Here is a 25,290-nt window from a genome sequence, read left to right on the forward strand (position 1 = left end):
TTACAAATTTAGTATCTAGTAGCCTGAAAAGTACATATCAAGGAGAGAAATTCACAATTGAGAGGAGTAAGATTCATGAGAAAAATGATGATTTCTTGCGTAACGGTATTAGCTTTATTAACAGGGGGTATCGTAGGTTTTGGAGGTGTTGGGAGTTCTGTAGAAGCCGCACAAGCTACAACTAAATTCAAGGACGTTCCAGCTACACACTGGGCATCCGCAGCGATTAATTCGGCCGTGGAACAAGGTTATTTCAAAGGGTATGCCGACGGGACATTTAAACCAAGTTCACCCGTCACCAAAGCTGAAATGGCAAGTATCCTGGGACGTTTGTCCGACCAGCCTAATGCAACGACACAAGAACAAAACAATTTCACGGACATACCCGAATGGGCCAAAAGCGGTGTCTCTATTGCTATCGCAAAAGGTTTTATCAGCCCTTCTAATTACAAGGGAAAATTGGATGCACAAGGCGCTCTTCAACGAGGCGAAATGGCTACTTGGCTGACGCAAGGGCTAACCGTGGTTGATCCTGATTACAAACAAGCACTCTCTGATGTGACGAACACCGTTGTGCCCGCAAAGGAATATTTCACAGGTAAACTCGCAAGCGGTCAAAAAAATGCAGTAGCCGTTGCCCTGGGAACAGGGCTGATGAGTGTAGCAAACGATAAAACATTTGGTGTCGATCGTACCACCACTCGGGCGGAAGTTGCTGTGTTGATTGCCCGTTATGCAGCCGTTGCCAAGACAAAACCTGCCGATTTTCAGGGTTTAAATGAGCTGCGGGCGGTAGGATTGACGGGGACCAATTTGAATGTTATTGCGCCATCGTACAAAAAAACACCTGAGAAAAAGGTTAATCCTAACATTGACTATGATTCTGTAACAGAGGATTTTTCAAAAATAAGAAATAAAAATCTCGTAACACTAACAAATTATTCCGATCTCAAAATCCACAATTGGATTGTTGTTAGCCCTTATGCAGTAGGAGCAAAACGGAGTATTTATTATCCCGTATTTGTTGATGAAGGAGTTATTACAACTTTACGAGGTGCTTATCACTCATTTGTCGAATTTGAATTAAATATTAAAAGTTCATCTATGAATCAGTTACAAGCTGGAAGTCTATTGAACTCAAGTGCTGTTGATCCTCTTCTTTCCCCAAAAACAAAAACTAGTGCTTCATTTGGAATACCGACTAATATTGAATTTCTAAAAAGTAAAGGAGTTTTCACTGTCAAAGATCCTGTATTCTGGGGAGATGGACTACTACATTTCGATAAAGCTCTGATTTCTGCAATTACCCTCACAACTAAAGAGGGAGTTACATTTAGTGTGATCGATAATAAATAAGGATGGGATGATTTTGGCATTAAAAAGTAATTTAAGTCGATTTCTTTTAGCAGCCTTTACAATAAGTGCATTATTAGCCCCCTTTTCAACGATTGAAGCTGGCGGGGGGCCAGGCACTAAAGAAGAAGTTAAACCTTTTCACATGGAACCCTCAGGACCAGCAAAGTCCCAGAAGAAAGTTATTCCTCTTGAAGGAGAAGCAAAAACAAATCTTGGTATCTATATCTTTCAACTCGATAATTTGGATTGGAGGGTAGAAGGTCAGTGTAACGGCATTGATTTACTTAATGAAAGTTCAACTAACTTACCTAAATCATCAAGAGTATGTGTACAGTTAGATCTCGATAAAGATGTATACAAACCAACAGAGTACAAAGATAAAAACAATGAGCAGCCCCCTTCATCTACAATAACTGAAAGATCAAAGAAACCGCACTACATGGATAACACTAGCTATTATAGAATTGGAGATCCAATTTTGATTTCTGTAGATGAATTCGATGGATTGAGCACCAAATTCCAAATGCAAATTGGGGGCGCAATCGCCCCTACTGCATCAAGAGAGTATAACCCTCCGAAATGGTCAGCGGACTACATTTTCAGAACTGATCTTTATTGGAAGGCATTGGCTGAAATAACCAAAGAGATCAACCTCACAGCTGGCGGGCAACTTAACTTGAACCAGTCCAAACAATTAAATGCAACGGTCAAAACGAAAAATGGAGATGGAAATTTTGGAGCAGAGACCAATGTAAACACTGGAAGCGGTGGTACAACTACATGGGAATCATCCAATCCTGGTGTCGCTACCGTTAATAATTCCGGATTAGTTCAAGCTGTCAGTAGGGGAACTACAACCATCACTGTATTGTGGGAGAAGGACGATTTTCAGTTAACTACCACAACAAACATTGGTGTTGAAGAGAACCCAGGTACTGGCGAGGGCGACGGTAACGGGGGCGGTGGTGGAGGTTGCACGCCAACGATTGGACCACCTTCTGCTGGAACCATCATGAGCATGAATGATCTTGATCCAAATGCCAACGGTGTTATTAAGTCAGATAACAGAGATAATGAAACATTCAACGTGTTAAAAGGAATCCCTACTTCCGAGTCACTCTACACAAATGCCTTTGCTGACAATTATCTGTTTAAACAAGCTTGGGCGAAAATGAGCGGTAAAGTTACATACAACTGTAATGTCACAATCTCGTACGACAGAGAGTGGACAGTACCTGGACCAGAGGAATGTGACGATGATGGTTGTACACCAGGGCCACCTGTACCCGCGAACGACACGGTACCCAAGCCATACAACTTCCAGATCACAAGAGACTACTCCTACTGGAAAATTAACAATCTGGAAGTATACAAGATCGCTAAAGCAACCATGAATAATTACGCTTTGCCCGGTGAGACCGTTACGATGAATCCAACAGGATACACACCACCAACACTAGAGTCTAAAAATGATGAATCCGTAGAAAGCCATGTACGACCAGGGCAAACCACTTCAATCTCATATACTCCACCCAAATTAACAGGTGGTTTGAACCAACCTCCCAGTGTGCCTGATGATACATCACGGTTAAAAGGGATGGCTGAATCCAACACACCTCAAAGTAAAGTGAATAATGATTTAGTGAAATTCAACAACACACCCATTATGAATGATGTGGAAGCAACCAAAGATGGCCCAACACCATCCAACATTCCTAATCCAACAACGATTGGGCGGGATGTGCTGTACAAACCGGGTAATATGATCAGCAATTCCCTGCTGAATAAAGCAAACACCACAAGCTCTGGTGAGATCTATTATGATTTGCTACCGGGTAACGTGAATGGCGGCTCCAATAAAATATTACCGATTAACGGCATCAACACCGTCACGGTACACACCCCTGTCGTCAACTACGCCTGGGTATCGGATGATCAGCCCCATAATCAGAAAACCGTACCAGACCCAACCAGCGCTGCACTCATTCTGGAACGCCCGTTCATTGTGCGAATTCCCACATCGGGACAGCACTTGGACGCAGCGAGTTATCCCGGTTATGGGAATCGGGACTATGCCAAATATTTTCGAATCAAACAGGTGCAATTTCCGTTTGATGTCTACAATGCTGACTGGAGTCAGTTTATCCCTGCCAAGACATGGGTTGATATTCCGGTCAATCAACTGGATACCACATTTTATCTCCCTGTCTGGGTAGAAGAAGGCAAATATCACATTGCATTCCGCAATATTGCAGAGAATGCACCTGCAAACTTTACTGAGCAGCAAGATGCCAATACCAATCTGGCACATCATGTTGCAGCAGACACCGTACCGGTAGATGTTATCGGAAGGTTATATGATTTTCACGTCACTGATATCTCTGATTACAACTGGGAAAGTGTATTTCGCAAGCGGTTGGGTAGTCCCGAACCAACGGGCTATAGCTACTGGACCGGGATGAATAGCATTGATGGTGATCCGCGAGGTAACCTGGCTCCATTTGCATTGCCTATTCGACCAGGAAGCCATCCGGTGCAGGGATTCGCTAACGCAACTGTGAAGACAGGGTACCATTTCAAGTTCGATCTGAAGACCAAGGGCAATATGTTTGGCAAGCAGGATGGTATTCGAATTACACCCACTTTTGCTTTTGTGAGTAAAGATGGGTCCTCCCGGCAAGAAGTGGATCTGTACTACCATCGAGGCCAGGAACGCCTAATCCGTATCGGATCGGCTCAGGATCTGGAGAAACGCTTTGTTGTCCTTAACTCACGTCTTCGAAATGTACCCGGTACAGAGTTAGGCGATACAGCGCGTTATCAGTATACTTATGAGCTGACAGCGGAAGAACGCAACCAGCGTACGTTGGCAGAACATATGGTTCGCCTGGTCGATCAGACTTCCCATCAAAAAACATGGGTAGGTCGTTATGACTGGATGATCCTGTCTGCTCCGATTCGGACACTCATTGGGCCGAAAACGGACATTCCTTCCGGGGTCAACGTGGACCGGGCCAATGCAGCAATCCAACGCTGGTACGGGGAGTACAGCTTACCGGCCGATGTATATGCCGTACCAAAAGGTACGGATCTTGAACCCCTCGCCCGACAAAATCAGCTGGATGAGAAATCGAATGTTTTTCTAAAGAATGGTTATATCGTGGTCAACTTCAACATGGAGAGCCTGCGAAATGGAAATACAGAGGCACCCCATCTGCAATACATTCATGCACCTCTGATGAATCAATGGCAGATGGAAGGTTTCAACAAAACCCCAACAGACAGTCAAGGCAGAACCTGGCCGCTGGAGGATGGCGACATTGTCTTTTACCATGCTGATCAGTCCAGCCGGAATGACTTCCAATCCCAAGTACCACACTAGTTTGAATCTCTCATGTCAGTACGACTGGCTAAGCATATGTGGCCAACTACTTGTGGACAAAAGAGTCTATATGTGGAGTACCTCTCCAAAATAGACTGACTGTCTTTATAGCGTTCATCACCCAATGAAGCAATCAATAATTGTATGATAAAATAGCCATGAAGTGTCAGACTAAGTACTATACAGCCTGCGTAAAACTATGGTGTACTGAATGACATAGGTGCACTGAACCACATACGATAAAACTTTCACAAGTTATTCCATTGTCACATCCCAGATACACACAACATGCCTGTTATACAACAAAAGGGTTATCCTGAAAGTCATCTATGGACTTCTGGGGTAACCCTTCTTGCATCATTCTCTTTTTAAAACCTTACTTAGACTATAAAGAAAACCAGCACATTAGTATTATCCTGACAGACTTTCTCCAGGAGACAGGTAGGTTAGCAGGAACGTCAGGAACGTGATGCCGAACAATACGACTACGAGTTGTAATAATCGTTTAACGATATATCTGCTCAAGTGCTCTAACGTCCTTCCCCAAAACTTTATGTATGTGTCATGATGTTCTTCATCCACAGCTCCGCTGAAAACTTATAAATTCTATCAAAAAAGGCCTCCCTCTCTGTGTTACTGGATGAGGACGCCTTAAATAAATAGATTTTCAGAAAAAATCATGCTCTCTAAACACCTTCCTATCTCCCGTAGGGTACTACTGTGTTTGTTAAACCTGGCACCTGGCTCCAGAATCATGGTCATTGCAGCTCCTTCCCGGTCTAAAACAGTGGATTATCGCTACCTCACTCCTCTGTTACAGTGACGGGACCGCGCCGGTATTACACCGGACTTCCCTATTAAGCTTTCACCCTGACGGGCAAAGCACCAAGTTCCACATATGCAATTACACTTCTGTATCAGTATGGCGGGACGACGAATACTGATCAAAATTTTTCTTTTAAATTTAAAACACTAGATGCATTTAATCTCGATTTCTCGAACCCTTTGGAGACACACCCGTCACACGCTTGAACATCTTGGAAAACAGTAATGGGTCCGTATAACCGACAGAATGAGCCACTTCACTGACCGACAGCCCTGGATTCTGAAGAAGTTCGGCAGCCCGATTCATACGGTACTCCAGGAAAAAGGACTGTAGCGACATGCCATATCGCTCTTTGAACAATCCCGACAGATACGTGCGATCCAGCCCTACAGCTTGGGCAATATCCAGAATGGAGGTTCGCTGACTGTACCTGTTCTCCATAAACTGCACCGCCTGCCTGATATACGTCTCTTTGTTCGAAAGAAGCTGTCCTATTTCTTCCTCTACAGGAGAAGAAGAGATTAATTCTGCCATCAAGCGGTACAAGAGACTCTGATTCATCACATCGCCTCCCGGACGCGTGAAAGCCTGGACCATCTCCGTATACAACTGTTCCATCGTATTTGTATCATGGGCATCATATATCGGGCGCTCCGGGCTCAATTGGGCACGTTGCATGAATGCTTTGGCTTGTACGCCTTTAAAACCAAACCACGAATACGTCCAGGGTTCCTGCGGATCTGCCTCATAATGAATAAGTGTGTCTGGGAGAATGACAAACCCCTGTCCCTGAGTCAGCTTGTACTCCTGATCCCCCATGTACACAGTGCCACGTCCTTCATGGATGTAGTGCACAATGTAAGAATCACGTACACCCGGTCCCCAATAATGCGCAGGATCACATGCCTCCCACCCAAAAAACAACAAAATCAATTCCATCTGTGTCCAGCCGGCGGGAACCACATTCATCTCAATGCGACTCACTTTTTCGCCCTCCCTCCTTATTTCCTTCCGCGGTTCACCATCTGTATGTCTAATTAAATTATAACAGCTAAAGTACACAATTATTAGTTGAAAGCGAAAACAAAAATGGGATTATGACATGTTTGAGAGGGGTTGAGCCATAGTTATATGTGCCGAATCGGCCTATAGTTGGGGTACAACATTTTTCAGGGAGGCTAAACTTAAATGAATAAAATTACGTTTCTTGGTGCGGGAAGCACCGTCTTTGTCAAAAATGTATTGGGTGATGTCATGATGACCGAAGCACTGCAGGATTTTGAATTGGCATTGTTTGATATCGATGCTGAACGTTTGAGCGATTCAGAGCGTTTGCTGACCAGTCTGGCCCGTTCACTCGGAAGTCGTTGCGTTGTGAACGTATATCATGACCGCAAAGAAGCGCTGCGCGGGGCCAAATATGTCATTAACGCCATACAGGTCGGTGGATATGATCCATGTACCATTACAGACTTCGAGATTCCGAAGAAATACGGTCTGCGTCAAACGATTGCAGATACACTCGGTATCGGTGGAATTTTCCGTAATCTGCGTACGATTCCGGTCATGCTGGATTTTGCCCGAGATATGCAGGAAGTATGTCCGGATGCGTGGTTCCTGAACTACACCAACCCGATGGCCGTGCTTACCAACGTCATGAATGTGCATGGCCGGATCAAAACCGTAGGATTGTGTCATAGTGTGCAGGTATGTGTACCACATCTGTTTGATGCGCTGGGGATTGATCAGACAGGTGTCGTGGCTAAGATTGCAGGGATCAACCACATGGCGTGGCTGCTCGAAGTTACCAAAGACGGGCAGGATCTGTACCCCGAGATTAAACGTCTGGCGAAGGAAAAACAGAAGGAGCAGCATGACGACATGGTTCGTTTTGAGCTGATGCAGCGTTTTGGCTATTATGTAACGGAATCCTCCGAGCACAATGCTGAGTACCACCCGTACTTCATCAAGCAGAATTACCCAGAGCTGATTGAACGTTTCAACATTCCACTGGATGAGTATCCACGCCGCTGTGTGAACCAGATTGAAGGTTGGAAGGAAATGCGTACCAAGCTATTTGCCAGCGAAAATATTGAACATACCCGCAGCCGGGAATACGCATCGCATATTATGGAAGCGATGGAGACGAATAACCCGTACAAGATTGGCGGCAACGTTATGAACAACGGATTGATTACGAACCTGCCGCGTGAGGCATGTGTCGAGGTACCTTGTCTGGTCGATGGATCAGGAATCAGCCCTACGTACATTGGGGATCTGCCACCACAACTCGCAGCACTGAACCGGACAAACATCAACACGCAACTGCTGACAATTGAAGCGGCAATCACTGGCAAAAAAGAACATATCTATCACGCCGCTATGCTTGATCCACATACGGCTGCGGAACTGTCTATCGATGACATCGTAGCGATGTGTGATGAGTTGATTGAGGCTCACGGCGACTGGTTGCCAAAATATACGTCATAATATAAAAGCACTGTTTCCTTTGCTGTTAAAGGGGACGGTGCTTTGTCGTTCCATAGCGCTCACCCGCTGAAGCGTGCATCACATCATTTATAAGAAACGCCCCGCTCCCTTGAACCTATTCGGCGGGGAGCAAAAAGCGATAACCAATGCCAGGCTCCGTTTGAATATATCGCGGATTCGTCGGATCTTCATTTAATTTTTTACGCAGATGTCCCACATATACCCGAAGATAATGGCTGTCAGACTCATGATGATGCCCTCCCCATACTTGCTGCAAAAGCTGGCGCTGAGTGATGATTTTCCCCGCATTCGAGGCGAGCACCTTCAGCATCTCATATTCCGTTGGGGTTAATTTGACCAAAGTCCCCTCCAGTTCCACCTGCCTTTGGGCCAGATCAATCGTGAGTGATCCGAAACGCAGTATTGGCTCATCCGTCGTTTTGGCTACATGACGTAGCGCCACCCGAATACGGGCGACCAACTCACCCATCCCGAATGGTTTGGTTACATAATCATCTGCACCACCATCCAACGCGGCAATTTTGTCTCCCTCCTGATCCTTCGCTGTCAGCACAATAATCGGTACCTGTGACCATTCGCGAATCCGACGAAGTACTTCCATGCCGGACATGCCTGGCAAACCAAGATCAAGGATGATCAGATCCGGATGTACAATACTTGCCTGAATAACGCCCTCTTCGCCATCCCCACACTCGTGGAGTTCGAATTGGTGTGCCTGAAGGGTAACCTTGAGCAATTTGCGAATCTGCGGCTCATCATCGATCACCAGTATGCGAGCCCCTAGTGGTGCGTTCATGTTATTCTTCAACCTCTCCTTGTTCTGAATAGGGAAACCGTGATCCGTGAGCCTCTATGGGGATATCTATGCGCATTCTCGTTCCCCCGCCCGGATTTGGCTCTGCCACAATGGTACCTCCGTGGACTTCCACAATGCCTTTGCAGATCGCCAGACCAAGCCCCGTTCCTGTGACATGCTGAGTCGACTCCGAGCGATAGAACTTATCAAATATACGCAATCTTTCCGCTTCCGGTATACCGATGCCTTGATCAGCTACCACGATCGTCAATTGACTTGGACTCTTATCACTCACCACAGTAATGACAATCAGGCTCTCATCAGGCGAATATTTGATGGCGTTGCTGACGATATTGACCAGTACCTGTTCCAGCAACACCTCATCTCCGTAGATGAAGGCCGGAGCATCAGGCAGTTCAACTTGAATGTTACGATGCGGACTGAATTCCCGAACTTGTGTCAGTACAACGCTAATTATGTCTCCCACGTCACACCATTTCCGGTTCAGTTGCAACATGCCGCTCTCCAGCCGAACCATACCCAGCAGATTCGTGACGAGACGATTCATACGCATGGCCCCATCCCGAATGTTGCCTGTTAATTCTCTCCGATCCTCGGGTGTAAAAAGCGTATCATTCTCCAACAATCCCGTAGCCGAGCCGATAATGGCGGTTAGGGGCGTACGCAATTCATGAGAGACAGAATCCAGCAGCGCTGTGCGTATGCGCTCTGATTCAGCAGTAATCTGCGCCAATCTGGCCTCTTCCGCCAGCTTCACTCGGGCAATAGCACCTGCGGCCAGTCCTCCGCATGCTTCCAACAGACGAAGCTGTTCTTGCTGCTCATGAACCTCACCAGCGTCCATGCTCACGGCGAGCACGCCATGAATCTGCTCCTCTGTGCGTAGCGGCACATATAGCCCGAGAGATTCCCGCAATGTGGATGATCCTTTACCAGCGATGTGTCCATGATTATACACCCATTTGGCAATGGCAATCTCCGACTCTCCATCTCCCCAGCCATCCTTTTCCCATTCTGATGCGGGTGCAGAAGAGCTTGTAACCAGCAGATCCCCCTGCCCATTCGGAAGATACACAGCTGCTGGCTTACCCAGTGTAAGCGATACTTGGGTTGCGATGTTAACCAGTAATGTGTTCAGATCCGTAATAGCTGTCATCTGACGACTCAATGCGTACAGGGAGTTAGTCGTGGCCTCCCGTGCTTTTACCATCTCCAACTGTTGTCGCAATCGACCTGCAAGACTCGCTGTCAGGATCGCCACCGCAAGATACACAACAAAGGAGATGAGGTATCTCAAGTCTTCAACCGTAAAACTCAAATATGGCGGTACAAAAAAGAAGTCAAACATAATCACGCTAAAACTCGCGGCATATATAGCTGGCCCCATTCCCCAATACACGGCACTCACCAGTACAGGAAATAGGTATACTAGTGCTACATTAACCAGATCTCCACTCATGCCGATGGTATGAAGCAGCAAAGTTAGCAGCGTCACCCCGAGGGTCACCCATACATATGCATATGCCGGAACCCTTTTCCCATGGGCTGCCCGCGTTTCTTTTTTTATTTGTTCAGACAAAATCCATTCACATCCCGCTCAGTTCATAATCATAATCTGCAACGATCAATACATCCAGATGCCGCGACAAGCGTACAAGTCGGTTGACCACCGAGCCTGAGCCTCGGTAGCCATTCAGCCACCACACCCGTCTTGCCTGCCCGACCACCAGCTGGGTTGCTCTCGCCTCCGATGCCTTTCTGGCCAAAATCTCAGGTATATCCCGCAGCCTTGGACTGTGATGAATATGAAATTGACCACCAAGCCGAATCGTCAGCTGCTCCAACGCCTCCAGATGGCACTTCACTTCGTCACTCATGGACTCACCGATGTGTATATGATGTACATGCCAGATGGCTTTTAGACGAAAAGCCATGCGGAATCCACGTCGGATCAGCCGCTCGGCATGACGATCACTGCTTACACATACAAAGACCGCTTCCTGTCTGCGCCAAGGTCCTCGAAGTGTAATTTTGGCCTGCTGTGTTTCAAGCCGTTCATCCACATCGTCCGCCAGCTCGCGCAGAGCAAGTTCTCGCAGGGCAATCAGATTACCGATTTTGAAGAAATTCGCAAGGGCTTGCTCGACCTTGGCAGTTGCATAGATTTTACCCTCCCTCATGCGCTGCCGCAAGGCCTGGGGTGCCACATCAATCAGCTGCACCTCATCCGCCATCTGAATGATCCGATCGGGTACGGTCTCGCGGACACGAACACCTGTAATATGTTCAACGGCATCATTCAGACTTTCGAGATGCTGTACATTCATTGTGGTAATCACCGAGATGCCTGCATTCAACAGGAGCAGAATATCTTCATAACGCTTTTGCCGAACACTCCCGGGTACATTCGTATGCGCCAGTTCATCCACAAGCACCACTTCTGGGCAAAGATGCAGAATGGCCTCCGTGTCCATCTCTTCCAGACGAGTTTCCTGATAAACGCGCTTCGCACGAGGGATCACAGACAGGTGACCCATCTGCTCCACGGTTTCCGCCCGCCCATGTGTCTCCAGCAAGCCGATCTGCACATCGATGCCCTTGCGGAGCAAATCATTGCCTTCCCGAAGCATCATGTAGGTTTTGCCTACTCCTGGTGCAGCTCCGATATATATTTTGAATGTGCCTCGCTGAATCTGACCAATCTGTTCCTTCATTTCCTGCTCGCTTAGTCTGCGGTATGTCAGCGACTCCACATCGTTAACTTTAGCCGGAACCACACGTTCACCCTCCCGGGCAGCTCGATCAGCAACCAGAAACAGGTCGACACTACGTAATCTGCGCAGCAACGAGTTAACAACGGACCCTTGCCACAGTTCCTGCCAGCGCGTACGTCGGGAGTGTCCCATCACAATGCGGGTAATCTGGTGCTCCATTGCGTAACGTGCCAGGGTAGACGGGATGTAGCGACGGTGTAATATAGACAGCTCCTCCATATGGCCGCCAAACTTCTCTACCAACTTGATCATATTGCGCCGAAATACGATTGCCTCCTTGGTTAATGGCTGCTTCATATTCCGAAAAACCACGGCGCACAAATCACCATTCAGCCGTTTGGCAATCTGTTGTCCACGCCGAATATAGATCGAGCCGTTCCAATGATATTGCGTGGACACCAGAATCCGTTCCATGATGCCTGTTGTGACGGTAATTCCCATCTCCTCCCGATGCTCACGCAGGGATTCATTCACCCCTTCTGCAACCAATCTCAGGGCCAGTTCGCGCAGAATACCCAGATTACCTTGACGAAATACAGCTTCTCCCTCATGCCCCTTCAGATGACCTTCTGCCAGACGGCTCAGTATGGTTTCTGGTGTGACGTCAATCAGCTTGACTTCATCCGCTAGTTCCAGTGTATCCGCAGGTACCGTATGTTCTGCTGCGATCCCTGTAAGTTGTCGTGCCAGCTCGGTATACCCTTCCAGCTCATACACATTCACCGTTGTCATGACACTGATGTTGTTTTGGAGCAAGAACTGAATATCCTCCAGCCGGGTAGCATACCGGGCGCCTTCTCTGTTGCGATGTGCCAAACCATCCACCAGCACAACCTCCGGATTACGCGCCAACAGTGCATCCAAGTTCAGATCCTTCATCTCTACATCATCACTCTGGCGTAACCAGTGAATGCTTGGAATCCGTTCGAGTGCGCCAAGCTGTTCCACCGTTTCCGGTCTGCGCATTGTGGAGACGGCGCAGATGACCACATCAATGCCCTGCTCACGCAACGTGTTCCCTTCCCGCAGCATGTGATACGTTTTGCCCGATCCGCTGACTGGGCCGATGTAGATTTTGAGGGTACCCTGTTGCAGCTTCGTAATCATCTTCAACATCTCTTCCGGTGACTTGCGCTTAAAGCTGTCTTCCATCCGTCCTCTCCCCTTTCTTGATAATGTGAAGATAAAAATGGAGAAAGCCCCTCCCGATATATCGAGAGCAGGCTAATATGTTCGTTCGTTAGTTCAGTTCTGCTGTCAGCGCCAGATTCAGAGCCGTTACATTTACACGTGGTTCCCCGAATATACCCATTTGCCTGCCTTGCATATGCTCATTTACAAGTTGTACAAGTTGTTGTTCACTAAGCCCTGTAGCTTCACTAATGCGCGGGATCTGTGCCTCAGCGGCTTCGGGAGAGAGATCCGGGTCAAGTCCAGAGCCTGAACCCGTCACGAGATCAGCAGGGATCTGCTTCAATCCCGGGTTTTCCTGCTGGAGCTGAGCAATCTTTTCTTTCATCTCGCCGATATACTCCTCCGAGGCTACGGCGCGATTCGAACCGGCTGAAGCCGTTGGATCATAATCGGCATTTGATGCCCGGGGCTGGAACAGCCCCGGCGATTGGATTTCCTGCGCCAGCAGGGACGAGCCGATGATTTTCTCATCTTGCGTAATCAAACTTCCATTCGCCTGCGCAGGAAAGAGAAGTTGAGCTACGCCAGTCGTTACGAGGGGATAGATTAGGCCGCATATCAGCATAAGCACAACGGATAACCGTATGGCGGGCAAGAACATGTTCATACAGATCACTTCCTGAATTCATTAGGATAAAAGAACAGTTTTGATAAGTGTTGTTATCTCGTTAAAGAATCCCCGACAGAACCATATCAATCAGCTTAATCCCGATAAAAGGCACAATCACACCGCCTACGCCATAAATGAATACATTGCGGCCAAGCATTCGTTCGGCTGACATCGCCCGGTACTTGACCCCTTTCATCGCGATGGGAATGAGCAGTGGAATAATAATAGCGTTGAAGATGAGCGCCGACAGGATCGCGGACTGCGGCGAAGCCAGATTCATAATGTTCAGCGCCTGAAGCTGCGGCATGGCGAGAATAAACATGGCTGGAATGATGGCAAAATATTTCGCGATATCATTGGATATCGAAAAGGTTGTGAGCGCGCCGCGTGTAATCAGCAGCTGCTTGCCAATGGAGACGACCGACAATAATTTCGTCGGGTCAGAGTCCAAATCAATCATGTTGGCCGCTTCCTTGGCCGCCATGGTGCCCGAATTCATCGCCAGGCCCACATCGGCCTGCGCCAGAGCAGGAGCATCGTTGGTACCGTCGCCCGTCATGGCGACGAGTTTGCCCTCCTGCTGCTCTTTTTTGATCGCTGCAATCTTGTCTTCGGGCTTCGCTTCGGCAATGAAATCATCCACGCCCGCTTCCAGCGCTATGGTCGCTGCGGTCAGCGGATTGTCGCCTGTACACATAATGGTCTTGATGCCCATGGCGCGCATCTCGGCGAACTTCTCCTTCAGCCCTGGCTTCACAGTGTCTTTCAGATAGATCACACCGTAGATTCGCTCATCGACGGCTACAGCAAGCGGCGTGCCTCCAGCCTTCGCAATACGATTTGCAATCTCATCCAGATCATCGGGTATGCGACCTCCTTCGGAAGCAATATAACGTTTGATCGCATCCACGGCACCTTTACGAATCTTCATACCGTTACTCAGATTGAGACCGGACATCCGAGTCTCTGCTGTGAATTCCACATTTTCCGCATTTGCATACTCCGTCTCAGACCAGCTCTGACCTTGTTTGCCTGCCAATTCCACAACAGAACGTCCTTCCGGGGTCTCATCCCGCACAGAAGCCTGTAAAGCAGCTTGCGTCATCTCTGAAGTAGTAATGCCCTGAACGGGAATAAACTCAGATGCCATGCGGTTTCCGTATGTGATCGTTCCTGTTTTGTCCAAAATCAACGTATCAATATCTCCGGCCGCTTCTACCGCTTTACCCGACATAGCCAGCACATTGAACTGCGTAACACGGTCCATCCCGGCAATACCAATCGCAGACAGTAACCCACCAATTGTGGTTGGGATCAAGCAGACGAGCAGCGCGATTAGGGTTGCCAGATCCAGTCGAATACCCAGGTAATTCGCCATCGGGACCATCGTCAGAATGACGATCAGAAAGATCAGGGTTAATACGGCGAGCAGGGTTGTCAACGCAATTTCATTGGGTGTTTTCTGGCGCTGAGCACCCTCAACCAGAGAGATCATCCGGTCAAGGAATGACTCACCCGGATCGGTCTGAACACGCATGACGATGTAATCGGACACGACGCGTGTACCTCCGGTAACCGAGGAGAAATCCCCTCCTGCTTCCTTGATGACAGGGGCAGATTCTCCCGTAATGGCCGATTCATCAATGGAGGCCAAGCCTTCCATAATTTCACCGTCCGTCGGGATCAGTTCACCGACTTCCACACGGACCATATCGCCTTTTTTCAATTGGGTCGAAGACACTTGTCTAACCGTTCCATCCTTCTGCACCAGGTTGGCCAGGGTGTCCGACTTCGTCTTGCGTAACGTATCCGCCTGCGCCTTGCCTCTTCCTTCTGCAAGTGCCTCCGCGAAGTTAGCGAATAGCAGCGTGAACAGCAAAATGAAAAATACAGCAATGTTGTACCCGCGCCCAGCCTCGGATGCGGTGAAAAGATCGGGATTGATGCATAATAAGAGTGTAATGAATGTACCTACCTCGACAATAAACATGACCGGATTTTTGATCATGACCACCGGATTTAGTTTCTTGAACGCATCGAGTGAAGCCTGAAGTATCATATCCTTGTTTAACGACCGTTTCGATCCGGAATCACGTTGAATATTACCGCGGTTGTTATCTGGCTCATTGCCCTTCGTTCTAAACATTTCTGTATCCATGTGTTGCATCGTCTGCTCCTTCTTTCGTTCGACTGCATTCATCGTGCACTGCCACCTCCGTACGTTACGTCCTTATACCAATTCCTCTTTTGCTCCCCTGTCATATCTCTCATTGAATCATTGCCAGATGCTCTGCGATCGGTCCAAGGGCAAGCGACGGGAAGAACGTAAGCGCACCGACTACAATGATCATCATGACCAAAATGCCAGCAAACAGAGGTGTGTGTGTCCGCAACGTGCCCGTAGTTACCGGTACAACCCGTTTCGTAGCGAGTGAACCCGCAATAGCCAGCATGGCGATCATTGAAACGTACCTTCCCAGCAGCATAACGATACCAATCGCGATGTTGTAAAAGTCTGTATTGGCATTCAGTCCGGCAAAGGCCGATCCATTATTGGCTGCACCCGAGGCAAAAGCATAGAGAACTTCAGTCAGGCCATGCATGCCCCCGTTCGAGATGGACGCAATGGCTTCGGGCCGCATAAGCGCGATTGCCGTTGGCCCCAGAATAATCAAAGGATGAATGAGCAAGGCGATGGATGCGAGCTTCACCTCTTTGCCCTCGATTTTTTTGCCCAGAAACTCAGGTGTTCGTCCCACCATCAATCCACAGATAAACACAGCCAGAATCACATACAGCAGTCCGTTGATCAGCCCTACCCCTTTGCCCCCAAACACGTTATTGAGCATCATTTGGGCCAGTGAAACCAGACCTCCAAGCGGGGTAAGCGACTCGTGCATATTGTTGACCGAACCTGTTGTAGCCGCCGTCGTGACTGCCGTGAATAAAGCCGATTCGGGTATGCCAAACCTGACCTCTTTCCCCTCCATATTGCCCTGCAGACCTGCTGCATCCAGCGCGGGTACACCGCGATATTCGGAGACAAATACGGTGGTCAACATCACAAGGAAAAGAAAACTCATCGCTGCGAACAATGCCCAACCCTGCTTCCGGTTATTGACCCTCAAGCCGAAGGCATATACCAGTGCTGTTGGCAGCAGCATCATGCAGACGATATGCACCAAGTTGCTCAGGGCCGTTGGATTCTCGAATGGATGTGCAGCATTGGTTCCAAACCAGCCGCCACCGTTGGTGCCAATGTGTTTGATCGACTCCAGTGAGGCGACCAGTCCACGTGAAATGGTCTGCTGCGCGCCTTCTAGCGTGGTTGCATTCACTGCTCCCGCAAGCGTCTGAGGCACCCCCTGGAACACGAGGAACAAGGCTACGATGAAACTCAGCGGTAAAAAAATACGTGTAATCGACCGGACAAGGTCGACGTAAAAGTTCCCCAGTTCATCCCGGCGGCCTATCAGCCCGCGAATGAACGCAATAGCCACCGCAAATCCCGTTGCTGCGGACGTAAACATCGGGAACGTCACGGCCAGCATCTGTGACAGATACGACAAGGCGTTCTCGCCCGTATACGACTGCCAGTTCGTGTTGGTCATAAAAGATACGGCTGTATTAAATGCCTGCGCCGCTGGCATATTGCCGATGCCATCCGGATTGAGCGGTAAATATTTTTGCAGTCGCAGCACCAGAAACATCAATACCAACATTACAAAGTTCGAGAGGAGAACCGCCGTGAGGTACTTTTTCCACCCCATGGATTCGTCCTCACGTACGCCCATCACTCGATAGAGCAGTCGCTCCGGCCCACCAAAAACCCGATCCAGCCCCGTTCGCTGTCCGTCGAACACCTTCACTACATATTTTCCCATCGGTTTCACCAACAGCAAGATGATTAGTAGCGTCACCGCTACTTGCACTACACCGATACCCATATCCGCATTTCCTCCCTATTCGACGTTCCCTTGTTCCGCATTACGCACATCGCCAGCATCAGAATTTCTCCGGCTTCACCAGCACATAACCGAGATATATCACCAGTGCGAGCACAATCATGCCAATGACGATCATCTGGCTTCCCCCTCTCTACCCTCAAGCCTTCTCGCAGAATTTCAAGAATCCCCAAAACACCGCAAACAACAGCACAAGCAATCCAATCATCGTGGCATCATTCACCATGCGCCCTTCCTCCCTCTCTCTACCGTTCTCTGCACCTGCTACATGTAAAATCGTAATACGAAACGCTGTAAAAAAGGGGTAAAGAAATGCCTCCATGGGTGTAAAAAAAACGTAAAAAAGACCCGATCTCCTCAGCTAAGGGCTGAAAAGAACGGGTCTATCATCATTTTTATACGGAGCAATCCATTACGTGCCGATCTATTACCTACCCGTCATTTCAAGAGCTACGTGTGGGCATTTTCCTAACATTTTGAATACTAGTTTCAGGCTTGTTCGTCATGTACTTGTTAAAAAAGTCCGTGTTTATTCCTGTCATATGATGAAAGAAAGAAGTTTCCACTTTCCAATCCTCCTCAATCATATAACGGATATCCACAAGACCTTTCTTGGAAAGCAGGTCAATAATGGTTTTAATTCGCATCGGCTTTTGAAGTGGAATCTCCCTGTCGAAAGGCTCCTTTTCCAGATATCCTCTTCGGTGCATCGCCGCATAGAAATTACGATGATCCTTAGCTTCCATCATTCCTAGATGTGCTGCTCTGTATCCCAGCACTTGTAGGGAAGTCTTCCATTTATTTTTCAAATCAAGATATTGATCGGGATTCGTCTTATAAGTGATTTCATTCATGTCCGATGAAAACTCTTCTTCGGGCAATAAAAATGCACCCGCAAACAGATTAGCTTCATTTTCAATCAATTTGTGTTCTTTTCGGTCCAGATTGACAAATTCAAGACGATAATGAAGCAACAAATGACCAAGCTCATGTGCAATATCGAAATTCCTGCGAACCGCAGAACGTTTGATGTTGCCCAGTATGATAAACGGACGATCATTTCGTGTCCAAAGGCTGTACGCGTCAATTTCTTCACCAATCGCTTTTTCAAAAACATATACACCACTTTTTTCGATCCGGAACATCAGGTTCTCATTCGTGGATGGCTCCATATTCAGCCGTTGTCTCGCAAGATGGGCAACATAATGAATCTGAGTTGTACGATCATCGTCTGTATGGTTCATGTACTCAATTGCCTCTTCCCGCAATTGGATAATATTCAGTGTGGGAAGGCTAATCTGAGCGGTAATATAATTAATGAACGTGTCCAGATATTCTACATGCTTTGCTTCTGTCTGTATCTTGGATATCACATTCATCACTTTCGAACGATAGGCAATGTTCATAACATCAATGTTGGCTGCGTTATTACGCTGTGTAAGCATATCTTTCGTATAAAAATACTTGCTTTTTACACTGAAAATGCGTTTCAACTCATTCACAATTGGCACCTTCGGAGAGGTATACGCATTTTCATATTGCCAGACTGCTTGTTCTGTCACACCTAATTGTTCGGAGAGCTGTTTTCTCGAATACCCATGCATGATCCGCAAATTGGTCAAATTTTCACCAACGAACATGCTGCTCCCTCCTTACTGGACTGCGAACTACCAAGGAATCAACCTCGCTGTTCTTCTTCCAAGATTTCAATGGCCTTCATCCAAACGGATTCTCTGCCCACTGCAATAATCTCTTCTTCGTGATTTTGCCATGGGAGGTATGTTTGACAACTTGTCCATGATCGAGCAAAAGTACCTGTGGTGACTCATGATGAACCTCTGTTTCCTCTGCAATATGACGGGATAACGAGCGATTTTCAATCACTTTGACGATGCGGTAATCCATGGGTTGTTTGGGATCTGATGCATGGGTGCCTACAAACGCCATAAACTCTCTGTACGCTCTCGCACTGGTTGGACAAGTTGTGCTGTGTTTCAGGATAAGCACCGGATGATCCTGCGAGCGGTGAAGCGCCTCTTCCCAGTCACCTGGTTTGTGCAATTCCCGGACATGCTCGCTGAGCATATGTTCCGAGTCTGACCCTGCACGTTTGCTAACCACCGAACCAATCACAATGCCAAGCACCAAGCCAAAAGCAATCCCGAGTCCTAGCTGCTGCGTAGCCGTACCAATGCTGACTCCCATGGCAACACCTATAGCAAGCCATACGGCTTGATTATTTACTTTTTTATCCATACGAATCTTCCCTTCCTGATATATGTATATCAAGGCTATACAAGTTCAACTAATCATTTACACAATAACGGAGAGGACAGAAAAAACCTGAAAAAGCGAAGCGTTCGCGTTTATCACCGGATTTTCCTTTAGAAAAAGGGAATCGAAAAAATCTGGGGATAACAGCGGTTGGAAGGTTGCTCTGTCATCGTAGTGTCTGTGTAAATAATCTTTAGTTCAACATATATAGTAACAACTTCCCACCTTATATTCTGATCAAATTATAGCATAGGCCTCTGCGAGCAGGCTTTGATAATCTTCATCTTCGAGTACAGATTTCAACGTTTCGATTTATGCAAAATGCTCATTTGTGATACACTGGTTGTAATTTGGAAACGATGAACATGAAGAATGGATTGGAAGGGCGGAAATTCCATATGACATACGCGTTTATGATTGAACCGCAGGATTTTATTGCGCTGGATAACGAAGATGAGCTGATTGAGAAATGTCAGGAGTGGGGCCTGCTTTCTGGTAAAGCGACCAAACTCAAAACGTTCTATTATAAAGGAAACGGATTAAACATGCCGTGCACCATCATTGGATATGTGGATCACATGGCAGCCGTTATTCAACTGGATAATGGTCAAAAGCATTGTATTCACCCGTCTTATCTGAAGGAAATGCAAGCATCCAGTTACAGCGCCAGAAGCATAAGTAATGCCGGGTCAGATCGCAGCACAGAATCGACAACTTCGGTTACAGTCGCACCAGTCGCTGCTAATGTTACGCCAACTCCAGATGCCTTGGTTAACCTGGATGAAATTTCGCCGGATCTGGATGATTCCGACGATACGGACACAGATGAATTCTCCTCTGGGCTGAAGGGTGATCCGGATGGGCTAGTAGAGGAGTATGTTGGACCTCAGTCTGGGGCAGCCAGTGAAGCCAAACCTAAAGCCAAAACAGCGAGCAAAGCTAAGAGCGTCAAGATTGATCTACCAGAAGGTAAAGTGAAGATGAGTGCCGTTGTCAAAGAGTTCACCACCGTACCGAATCACTTCTCGGACAATGACGATGAAATCATCATCTATGAAGCAGTTACCATTACGGAGCCAGACGTCATCGATGTTGGGGAAGCCTGGTCAAGCCACAGTGCTACCGTTAAGAAACAGGAACTGGAAGTGGGCGATGTTATCACGTTTGAAGCGAAAATTATCAAGAAGAAGCTGACACGTAACCCGGTTCCCTATAAAATCAACAATCCTTCCAAGATTCAGAAGGAAGACTAATCACGAGTCATTACAAAAAAAAGCAAAAAACCTCCACAACTGCTCAAAGCAGACCGCGGAGGTTTTTGCCATTTGAAGGCTATATTAGCGAAGAGTACGCTCTTAAGCTTGTCCAGGCGTAGCATTAACCTGAAAATGTACGCCGAATTTGTCGACAACCGTGCCGTAGGCTGGACTCCAGAACGTCTCTTGTATCGCCATTTCCACTACCCCGCCATCTTCCAGTTGGCTGAAAATAGCTTTGGCTTCATCCACAGTATCCGTGTTTACAGTAATACTAACATGATTACCTATGGTGTACGGCATACCTGGAAATGTGTCGGACAACATTAATACCGAGCTGCCAATCTGCAAAGAAGCATGCATAATACGGTCTTTCGCTTCTGGCGGGATGGGATGATTCGGGTCGGATGGACCTTCGCCAAATGTTTGAAGCGCGAGCACTTCCGCTCCAAATGCCTTTTGATAAAAATCTACCGCTTCACGTCCATTACCATCTGTTATCAGATACACATTCAAGCTGATCGACATGCGTTCTTCATCTCCTTGGGCTCATGTAATTTACACGATTCACGCTACTTGCGACATGAGTATATATGAACAGGTTGTCCTTTGACAAGCGTATATTTCCTCACTTACTCTGTGGATCGTTACACCATTAGGGTCACCAATATATTTTTAATCCATACGTCTCTCCATTACTTCTTGCACCTGCGTATATAATAGAGGACACCGATCAGAACACCCGGAACCAGTGCTGCAAAACTGGCATAGATCAGGCACCATTTCAACAGGGTAAATATCGGAGTGAGTTCAGCAAGCACAGGCGTACGTTCAGGATAACGATACATGATCAGGGATGCACCTATATTTTCAAGCATGTCCATAGCCCAACCTAAGACCGGAATCAGATTCACCCAACGCCAGCGACTCTTTACCGGAAGCACGCGATAGAGTATCGATAACAGAACCACCAAGAGGAACAGATAGGCCAACGGCCATATGAGATCAAATGTGAACCGTGCCTGAATATAGGCGCTTCGCCCTGCTTCTCCATACTGCTCAGCCATCTGATAAAGATCATCCGCCGTGTACAGAAACGATGAATCCGGGGACTGCCCACCACCTGTGGCTTCCTCCGACTTTGCCGCCTGCCAGGGCAGAATAAATGCAATAAAACAGGCAAAAACAACAATCGCAGCTACAACCCATTTCCAATTCACCCGCTGATAGAACCAACCTGACACTTTATTCAGCACGTTCTGTCCCCTTTCCGATAAAAAAAAGACCACTCTCCCGAATCCTATCGGTAAAATGGTTGTGTTCAATCCTATGAAGTTATCGAGCTTGAACGATGTTATCTATTTCACTTTTCAATAAGAGGTATCGGTGAACACTTCTCATGATCGGGACCTTCGTTAGTTTGTTCTTGTCCACGTACAGTTTCATCTGGTCTTTGGTCAAACCAAGCAAACTTCCAGCTTCCGATACCGTCAATACTACCTCGGGGTTCGTAGCATTAAACGTCCTCTTTACTTTCTGATTCCAGTCCTCGAATACCTGCATAGATCAGTGACATCTCCTATCCATAGCCAGTTATTATCAGGCTGAATATATCCAGTATACCACACTTGTGCTGCTCGTAACTTAATCCTTGCGCAGAACCATATTCTGATAGGCATATTTCCTGCTTGACCCTGACGTTAACTCGAGGGTTTATACTGGCTTCAGGAGGGGATTAGCATGAGTATGTCACCTGAACATGTAACCAAGAAACGACGCAGTAGTGGAATAGCCATTATTGGAATGAGTTGGTTGACGATGACATTGGGTCTGTTTTTTGCTACACTCGCAGGGGAGTTGGTCAGCACTATTGGTGCTGCTGAATGGATGGTTCATCTCACCCAAGCTGTTGTCATTATTAGTATCGTCTTACCCGTATTATTCGTCATTCGAAGACACTTCCATATGAAGTCCGTTCTTCTTCCTCTGACAGGAAAAAGCATAATTCACTTGCTCTTTGGCGCATTATTTGCCACTTCTCTGGCCTTCATCGGGTTGGCGATAGCTAGTATGAACAACTGGATTACGATTACGGAGTGGCACTTCTCAGCCGAGTTCTTGCTTGCTGTTGCACTTAATAGTTGTATTGCTTTCTTGTACGAAGCTTTGCCAGAGGAACTATCCATGCGAGGCATGGTCTATGATGGATTACGCTTCAGACTGCGACTTCCTGCGTTTTTCGCTTATGTAACTCAAATCATACTCTTTCTGCTGATTCCGATGAGTGTCAGCCTATTGCAAGAGCTCGTCGGTATGGATGCCGGAAACCGGATAACCTTAGATTATATGGTCCTGCTCTTGACCTATGGTATTACGTTACAGCTTCTGCGCAGTTTGACCGGATCTTTATGGGCCTCCATCGGATTTCATGTCGCTTACCTGGAAGTAGCCCGATTCGTTGTTATGCCAGGTGATAGACCGGCATTGTTAAGCTATACCGCACAAGATAACGGGTTAGCCGAAATATTCATTTTGTATATGATGATAATCTTCGTCGGTGGGATCATTCTGGCGGTGCTCAATGCATGGCGCTGGTGGAGAATACATAAATCATGAGGGGGGGGATCTGCCTGTTGTATACCGTTGGACAACTATCCAAACATACCGGAGTATCCATCCGAACACTTCATTATTATGAGAAGCTGGGTTTACTGCGACCGGCCCGTAACGAGATCAATCAGTATCGCTTATATGGTGAAAAGGATATTTTACGGCTTCAGCAGATTACCATTCTGAAGAAAATGCATTTTAAATTGAATGAGATTGGAGAATTCCTCGATCAGGATGCTGCTCGCTCCGAACCAGAGAGCACCCTTACTTTATGGAATAATACGTTGGAACAACAACTGAACGTCGTCAAGGAGCAGCAGGAGAGATTAAGCAAGGTCGAGCATCTTCTTTTTTCAACCCTATATGCCATCAGAGCCTCCGGTACAATCAGTCTGGATGAGATGTTGGGTTTCATCCGTGAGCTGGATCAGCCTCCGGGCAGGTTACGTCAAGATGTTTTCACACCTGAAGAAATGGAATCGTTACCTCTGAATAATCAGAACAATTCAATATCCATGGAATGGGCTGATATTCTTAAAGATGTTCATACATGCAAGATGGAACCTCCGGATTCCGAAGCCTCACGGTTACTGGCCATCCGAATCTCTGATTATGCTGAAAGGGCTTTTCAAGGGAATGCAGAATTGGCAGAAAAATATTGGGATTATATCGCCCCAGAGGATGATCAGTCAGCTCGTGTATATGGTATGACAACGGATACCATGCGTTACATCGAAATGATCCTGGACCGATGGACAGTCCAGAATCCTGATGATCAACAATAAGAGCCACTTCGAAAAGTGGCCCTTGATCCATTCCCTCGTTATGCTTTGTTACGCCTCTTCCCAGAAGCGGCGCAGGTTGTCCATGGCGATTTTGGATGCGGATTTGCATTCCTCCATGCCTTCGAACTCCACCGTAATGTTGCCATCATAGCCGGAGTCTTTGATTAGCTTTACAATTTTACGAATTGGAATGTCTCCTTGTCCAACGATGGCCCCACGCAGGAAGTTACCGTAGGCTGTCGTAAACCATTCACCCTCACCCGGATGCTCATCATAAGGACGGAAGTAGAAATCTTTGAAGTGGACCAGAGAAGCGTACGGCAGATTTTTCATGACACCGATGATCGGTTTCTCATCCACGCACATGAAGTTGCCAATATCGAGTGTTGTTTTGAAGTTCGGACGATCTACAGCATGCAGAACACGCTGCACCCGATCACTCGCCTGCACGCTGAAGCCGTGATTTTCAATGGTTGTCGTGATGTCAAACTGCGCGGCATAGTCCGCAATAATCTGGCTTCCCCGCACCATCAGCGGCAGATGTTCCTCGAACCAGGTGATGGTCATCTTCTCCTTTGGCAGGGTAAACGCCGTGACGTCATGACGCAGATGTTTTACACCCATCTGGTGTACGACATCCACATGTCTTTTGACCCTGGCCATCTCCTCTTCAAACGCCTCTTCCGTCTCCTGCACGAAATTCGCTGGCATGGAGTAGTTGGACAGTTCAATACCCGCAGACGCTGCCCGTTCCCGAATCGCATCCGCCAGATCGTGATTATCCTCAACAGTGTAACCGTAAGGCACCATTTCCATATGCTCGCCGCCGTTCGCCGCAATCCAGTCGATCACATCCAGCACCGTCATCTCACCCGAATTCAAATCGTTCAACAAACTATACGTGCTCAGGCCCACTTTCATCTGCTCAGC

At 47.4% G+C, this 25,290-nt stretch carries 21 protein-coding genes and 1 riboswitch; of the genes, 6 read left to right on the plus strand and 15 right to left on the minus strand.

Annotated features, from left to right (window positions below; genetic code table 11):
* Window positions 1-75 precede the first annotated feature (75 nt).
* Both ACDJ59_RS24745 and ACDJ59_RS24750 read left to right on the plus strand, forming a co-directional pair.
* Window positions 76-1,356: an S-layer homology domain-containing protein gene (locus ACDJ59_RS24745; RefSeq protein ID WP_413406494.1), complete on the plus strand. Its 1,281-nt coding sequence runs from the start codon at window positions 76-78 to the stop codon at window positions 1,354-1,356.
* Window positions 1,357-1,834: 478 nt separating this feature from the next.
* On the plus strand, window positions 1,835-4,738 hold the full coding sequence (locus tag ACDJ59_RS24750; protein ID WP_413406496.1) for a DUF5704 domain-containing protein: 2,904 nt from the start codon (window positions 1,835-1,837) through the stop codon (window positions 4,736-4,738).
* 717 nt (window positions 4,739-5,455) lie between these two features.
* A riboswitch (cobalamin riboswitch) is annotated at window positions 5,456-5,643 on the minus strand.
* Window positions 5,644-5,720: 77 nt separating this feature from the next.
* Here the strand turns inward: ACDJ59_RS24750 and ACDJ59_RS24755 are convergent.
* Window positions 5,721-6,548, minus strand: a complete 828-nt coding sequence (locus ACDJ59_RS24755) for an AraC family transcriptional regulator (RefSeq protein WP_413406498.1) — start codon at window positions 6,546-6,548, stop codon at window positions 5,721-5,723.
* A 204-nt stretch (window positions 6,549-6,752) separates the two neighbouring features.
* Here ACDJ59_RS24755 and ACDJ59_RS24760 point away from each other — a divergent pair, with 204 nt between their 5' ends.
* A complete protein-coding gene (locus ACDJ59_RS24760) occupies window positions 6,753-8,054 on the plus strand; it encodes an alpha-glucosidase/alpha-galactosidase (RefSeq protein ID WP_413406500.1) in 1,302 nt (433 codons plus the stop codon).
* A 115-nt stretch (window positions 8,055-8,169) separates the two neighbouring features.
* On the opposite strand, the gene ACDJ59_RS24765 is transcribed toward ACDJ59_RS24760, so the two are convergent.
* The 10 genes from ACDJ59_RS24765 to ytxJ all read right to left on the minus strand — a co-directional run bounded on the left by ACDJ59_RS24765 (window position 8,170) and on the right by ytxJ (window position 19,691).
* Window positions 8,170-8,871, minus strand: a complete 702-nt coding sequence (locus ACDJ59_RS24765; protein ID WP_076210273.1) for a response regulator — start codon at window positions 8,869-8,871, stop codon at window positions 8,170-8,172.
* A 1-nt stretch (window position 8,872) separates the two neighbouring features.
* Window positions 8,873-10,471, minus strand: coding sequence for an ATP-binding protein (locus ACDJ59_RS24770; RefSeq protein WP_413406501.1), 1,599 nt, complete (start codon window positions 10,469-10,471; stop codon window positions 8,873-8,875).
* Between the two features lie 7 nt (window positions 10,472-10,478).
* Window positions 10,479-12,818, minus strand: a complete 2,340-nt coding sequence (locus ACDJ59_RS24775) for a histidine kinase (RefSeq protein WP_413406502.1) — start codon at window positions 12,816-12,818, stop codon at window positions 10,479-10,481.
* Window positions 12,819-12,906: 88 nt separating this feature from the next.
* Entirely contained in the window at window positions 12,907-13,467 is a 561-nt protein-coding gene (gene kdpC, locus ACDJ59_RS24780) for a potassium-transporting ATPase subunit KdpC (protein WP_413406504.1), read from the minus strand.
* 61 nt (window positions 13,468-13,528) lie between these two features.
* Window positions 13,529-15,529 (minus strand): potassium-transporting ATPase subunit KdpB, encoded by a 2,001-nt coding sequence (kdpB, locus tag ACDJ59_RS24785; RefSeq protein ID WP_413409912.1) that lies wholly within the window; start codon window positions 15,527-15,529, stop codon window positions 13,529-13,531.
* 208 nt (window positions 15,530-15,737) lie between these two features.
* The gene (gene kdpA, locus ACDJ59_RS24790; RefSeq protein WP_413406506.1) at window positions 15,738-17,417 is read right to left on the minus strand and encodes a potassium-transporting ATPase subunit KdpA; all 1,680 of its coding nucleotides are present in this window, start codon (window positions 17,415-17,417) and stop codon (window positions 15,738-15,740) included.
* 58 nt (window positions 17,418-17,475) lie between these two features.
* Window positions 17,476-17,553, minus strand: a complete 78-nt coding sequence (locus tag ACDJ59_RS24795) for a potassium-transporting ATPase subunit F (protein WP_074096687.1) — start codon at window positions 17,551-17,553, stop codon at window positions 17,476-17,478.
* 21 nt (window positions 17,554-17,574) lie between these two features.
* Window positions 17,575-17,757 (minus strand): hypothetical protein, encoded by a 183-nt coding sequence (locus ACDJ59_RS24800; protein WP_413406508.1) that lies wholly within the window; start codon window positions 17,755-17,757, stop codon window positions 17,575-17,577.
* Window positions 17,758-17,878: 121 nt separating this feature from the next.
* Window positions 17,879-19,075 (minus strand): helix-turn-helix domain-containing protein, encoded by a 1,197-nt coding sequence (locus ACDJ59_RS24805; protein ID WP_413406510.1) that lies wholly within the window; start codon window positions 19,073-19,075, stop codon window positions 17,879-17,881.
* A 76-nt stretch (window positions 19,076-19,151) separates the two neighbouring features.
* A complete protein-coding gene (gene ytxJ, locus ACDJ59_RS24810; RefSeq protein ID WP_413406512.1) occupies window positions 19,152-19,691 on the minus strand; it encodes a bacillithiol system redox-active protein YtxJ in 540 nt (179 codons plus the stop codon).
* Between the two features lie 416 nt (window positions 19,692-20,107).
* Between ytxJ and ACDJ59_RS24815 the strand changes: the two genes are divergently transcribed.
* A complete protein-coding gene (locus tag ACDJ59_RS24815) occupies window positions 20,108-20,962 on the plus strand; it encodes a hypothetical protein (RefSeq protein ID WP_413406514.1) in 855 nt (284 codons plus the stop codon).
* Between the two features lie 102 nt (window positions 20,963-21,064).
* Here the strand turns inward: ACDJ59_RS24815 and ACDJ59_RS24820 are convergent, their stop codons facing one another.
* The 3 genes from ACDJ59_RS24820 to ACDJ59_RS24830 form a co-directional block, all read right to left on the minus strand.
* Window positions 21,065-21,493, minus strand: a complete 429-nt coding sequence (locus ACDJ59_RS24820) for a VOC family protein (protein ID WP_413406516.1) — start codon at window positions 21,491-21,493, stop codon at window positions 21,065-21,067.
* A gap of 167 nt (window positions 21,494-21,660) precedes the next feature.
* On the minus strand, window positions 21,661-22,221 hold the full coding sequence (locus ACDJ59_RS24825) for a hypothetical protein (RefSeq protein ID WP_413406518.1): 561 nt from the start codon (window positions 22,219-22,221) through the stop codon (window positions 21,661-21,663).
* Between the two features lie 79 nt (window positions 22,222-22,300).
* Complete coding sequence (locus ACDJ59_RS24830; RefSeq protein WP_017691180.1) at window positions 22,301-22,528, minus strand: hypothetical protein; 228 nt, start codon at window positions 22,526-22,528, stop codon at window positions 22,301-22,303.
* Window positions 22,529-22,705: 177 nt separating this feature from the next.
* Between ACDJ59_RS24830 and ACDJ59_RS24835 the strand changes: the two genes are divergently transcribed.
* The gene (locus tag ACDJ59_RS24835; protein ID WP_413406520.1) at window positions 22,706-23,581 is read left to right on the plus strand and encodes a type II CAAX prenyl endopeptidase Rce1 family protein; all 876 of its coding nucleotides are present in this window, start codon (window positions 22,706-22,708) and stop codon (window positions 23,579-23,581) included.
* Window positions 23,582-23,598: 17 nt separating this feature from the next.
* Window positions 23,599-24,360 carry a MerR family transcriptional regulator gene (locus ACDJ59_RS24840; RefSeq protein ID WP_413406522.1) on the plus strand — a complete coding sequence of 254 codons (762 nt, stop codon included), beginning with the start codon at window positions 23,599-23,601 and terminating at the stop codon, window positions 24,358-24,360.
* Between the two features lie 48 nt (window positions 24,361-24,408).
* On the opposite strand, the gene ACDJ59_RS24845 is transcribed toward ACDJ59_RS24840, so the two are convergent.
* Complete coding sequence (locus ACDJ59_RS24845) at window positions 24,409-25,281, minus strand: sugar phosphate isomerase/epimerase family protein (RefSeq protein ID WP_413406524.1); 873 nt, start codon at window positions 25,279-25,281, stop codon at window positions 24,409-24,411.
* Window positions 25,282-25,290 lie beyond the last annotated feature (9 nt).

This window comes from Paenibacillus amylolyticus, from assembly GCF_047302515.1.
Classification (GTDB): Bacteria; Bacillota; Bacilli; order Paenibacillales; family Paenibacillaceae; genus Paenibacillus; species Paenibacillus amylolyticus_G.

What these genes read in the sequence shown, in the direction of transcription:
- ACDJ59_RS24745 (WP_413406494.1), top strand. Translation starts at nt 76, where the DNA reads ATGAGAAAAATGATGATTTCTTGCGTAACGGTATTAGCTTTATTAACA.
- ACDJ59_RS24760 (WP_413406500.1), top strand. Translation starts at nt 6,753, where the DNA reads ATGAATAAAATTACGTTTCTTGGTGCGGGAAGCACCGTCTTTGTCAAA.
- ACDJ59_RS24765 (WP_076210273.1), bottom strand. Translation starts at nt 8,871, where the DNA reads ATGAACGCACCACTAGGGGCTCGCATACTGGTGATCGATGATGAGCCG.
- ACDJ59_RS24775 (WP_413406502.1), bottom strand. Translation starts at nt 12,818, where the DNA reads ATGGAAGACAGCTTTAAGCGCAAGTCACCGGAAGAGATGTTGAAGATG.
- kdpC (WP_413406504.1), bottom strand. Translation starts at nt 13,467, where the DNA reads ATGAACATGTTCTTGCCCGCCATACGGTTATCCGTTGTGCTTATGCTG.
- kdpB (WP_413409912.1), bottom strand. Translation starts at nt 15,529, where the DNA reads ATGATACTTCAGGCTTCACTCGATGCGTTCAAGAAACTAAATCCGGTG.
- kdpA (WP_413406506.1), bottom strand. Translation starts at nt 17,417, where the DNA reads ATGGGTATCGGTGTAGTGCAAGTAGCGGTGACGCTACTAATCATCTTG.
- ACDJ59_RS24795 (WP_074096687.1), bottom strand. Translation starts at nt 17,553, where the DNA reads ATGATCGTCATTGGCATGATTGTGCTCGCACTGGTGATATATCTCGGT.
- ACDJ59_RS24800 (WP_413406508.1), bottom strand. Translation starts at nt 17,757, where the DNA reads ATGGAGGCATTTCTTTACCCCTTTTTTACAGCGTTTCGTATTACGATT.
- ACDJ59_RS24805 (WP_413406510.1), bottom strand. Translation starts at nt 19,075, where the DNA reads ATGTTCGTTGGTGAAAATTTGACCAATTTGCGGATCATGCATGGGTAT.
- ytxJ (WP_413406512.1), bottom strand. Translation starts at nt 19,691, where the DNA reads ATGGATAAAAAAGTAAATAATCAAGCCGTATGGCTTGCTATAGGTGTT.
- ACDJ59_RS24815 (WP_413406514.1), top strand. Translation starts at nt 20,108, where the DNA reads ATGACATACGCGTTTATGATTGAACCGCAGGATTTTATTGCGCTGGAT.
- ACDJ59_RS24820 (WP_413406516.1), bottom strand. Translation starts at nt 21,493, where the DNA reads ATGTCGATCAGCTTGAATGTGTATCTGATAACAGATGGTAATGGACGT.
- ACDJ59_RS24830 (WP_017691180.1), bottom strand. Translation starts at nt 22,528, where the DNA reads ATGCAGGTATTCGAGGACTGGAATCAGAAAGTAAAGAGGACGTTTAAT.
- ACDJ59_RS24835 (WP_413406520.1), top strand. Translation starts at nt 22,706, where the DNA reads ATGAGTATGTCACCTGAACATGTAACCAAGAAACGACGCAGTAGTGGA.
- ACDJ59_RS24845 (WP_413406524.1), bottom strand. Translation starts at nt 25,281, where the DNA reads ATGAAAGTGGGCCTGAGCACGTATAGTTTGTTGAACGATTTGAATTCG.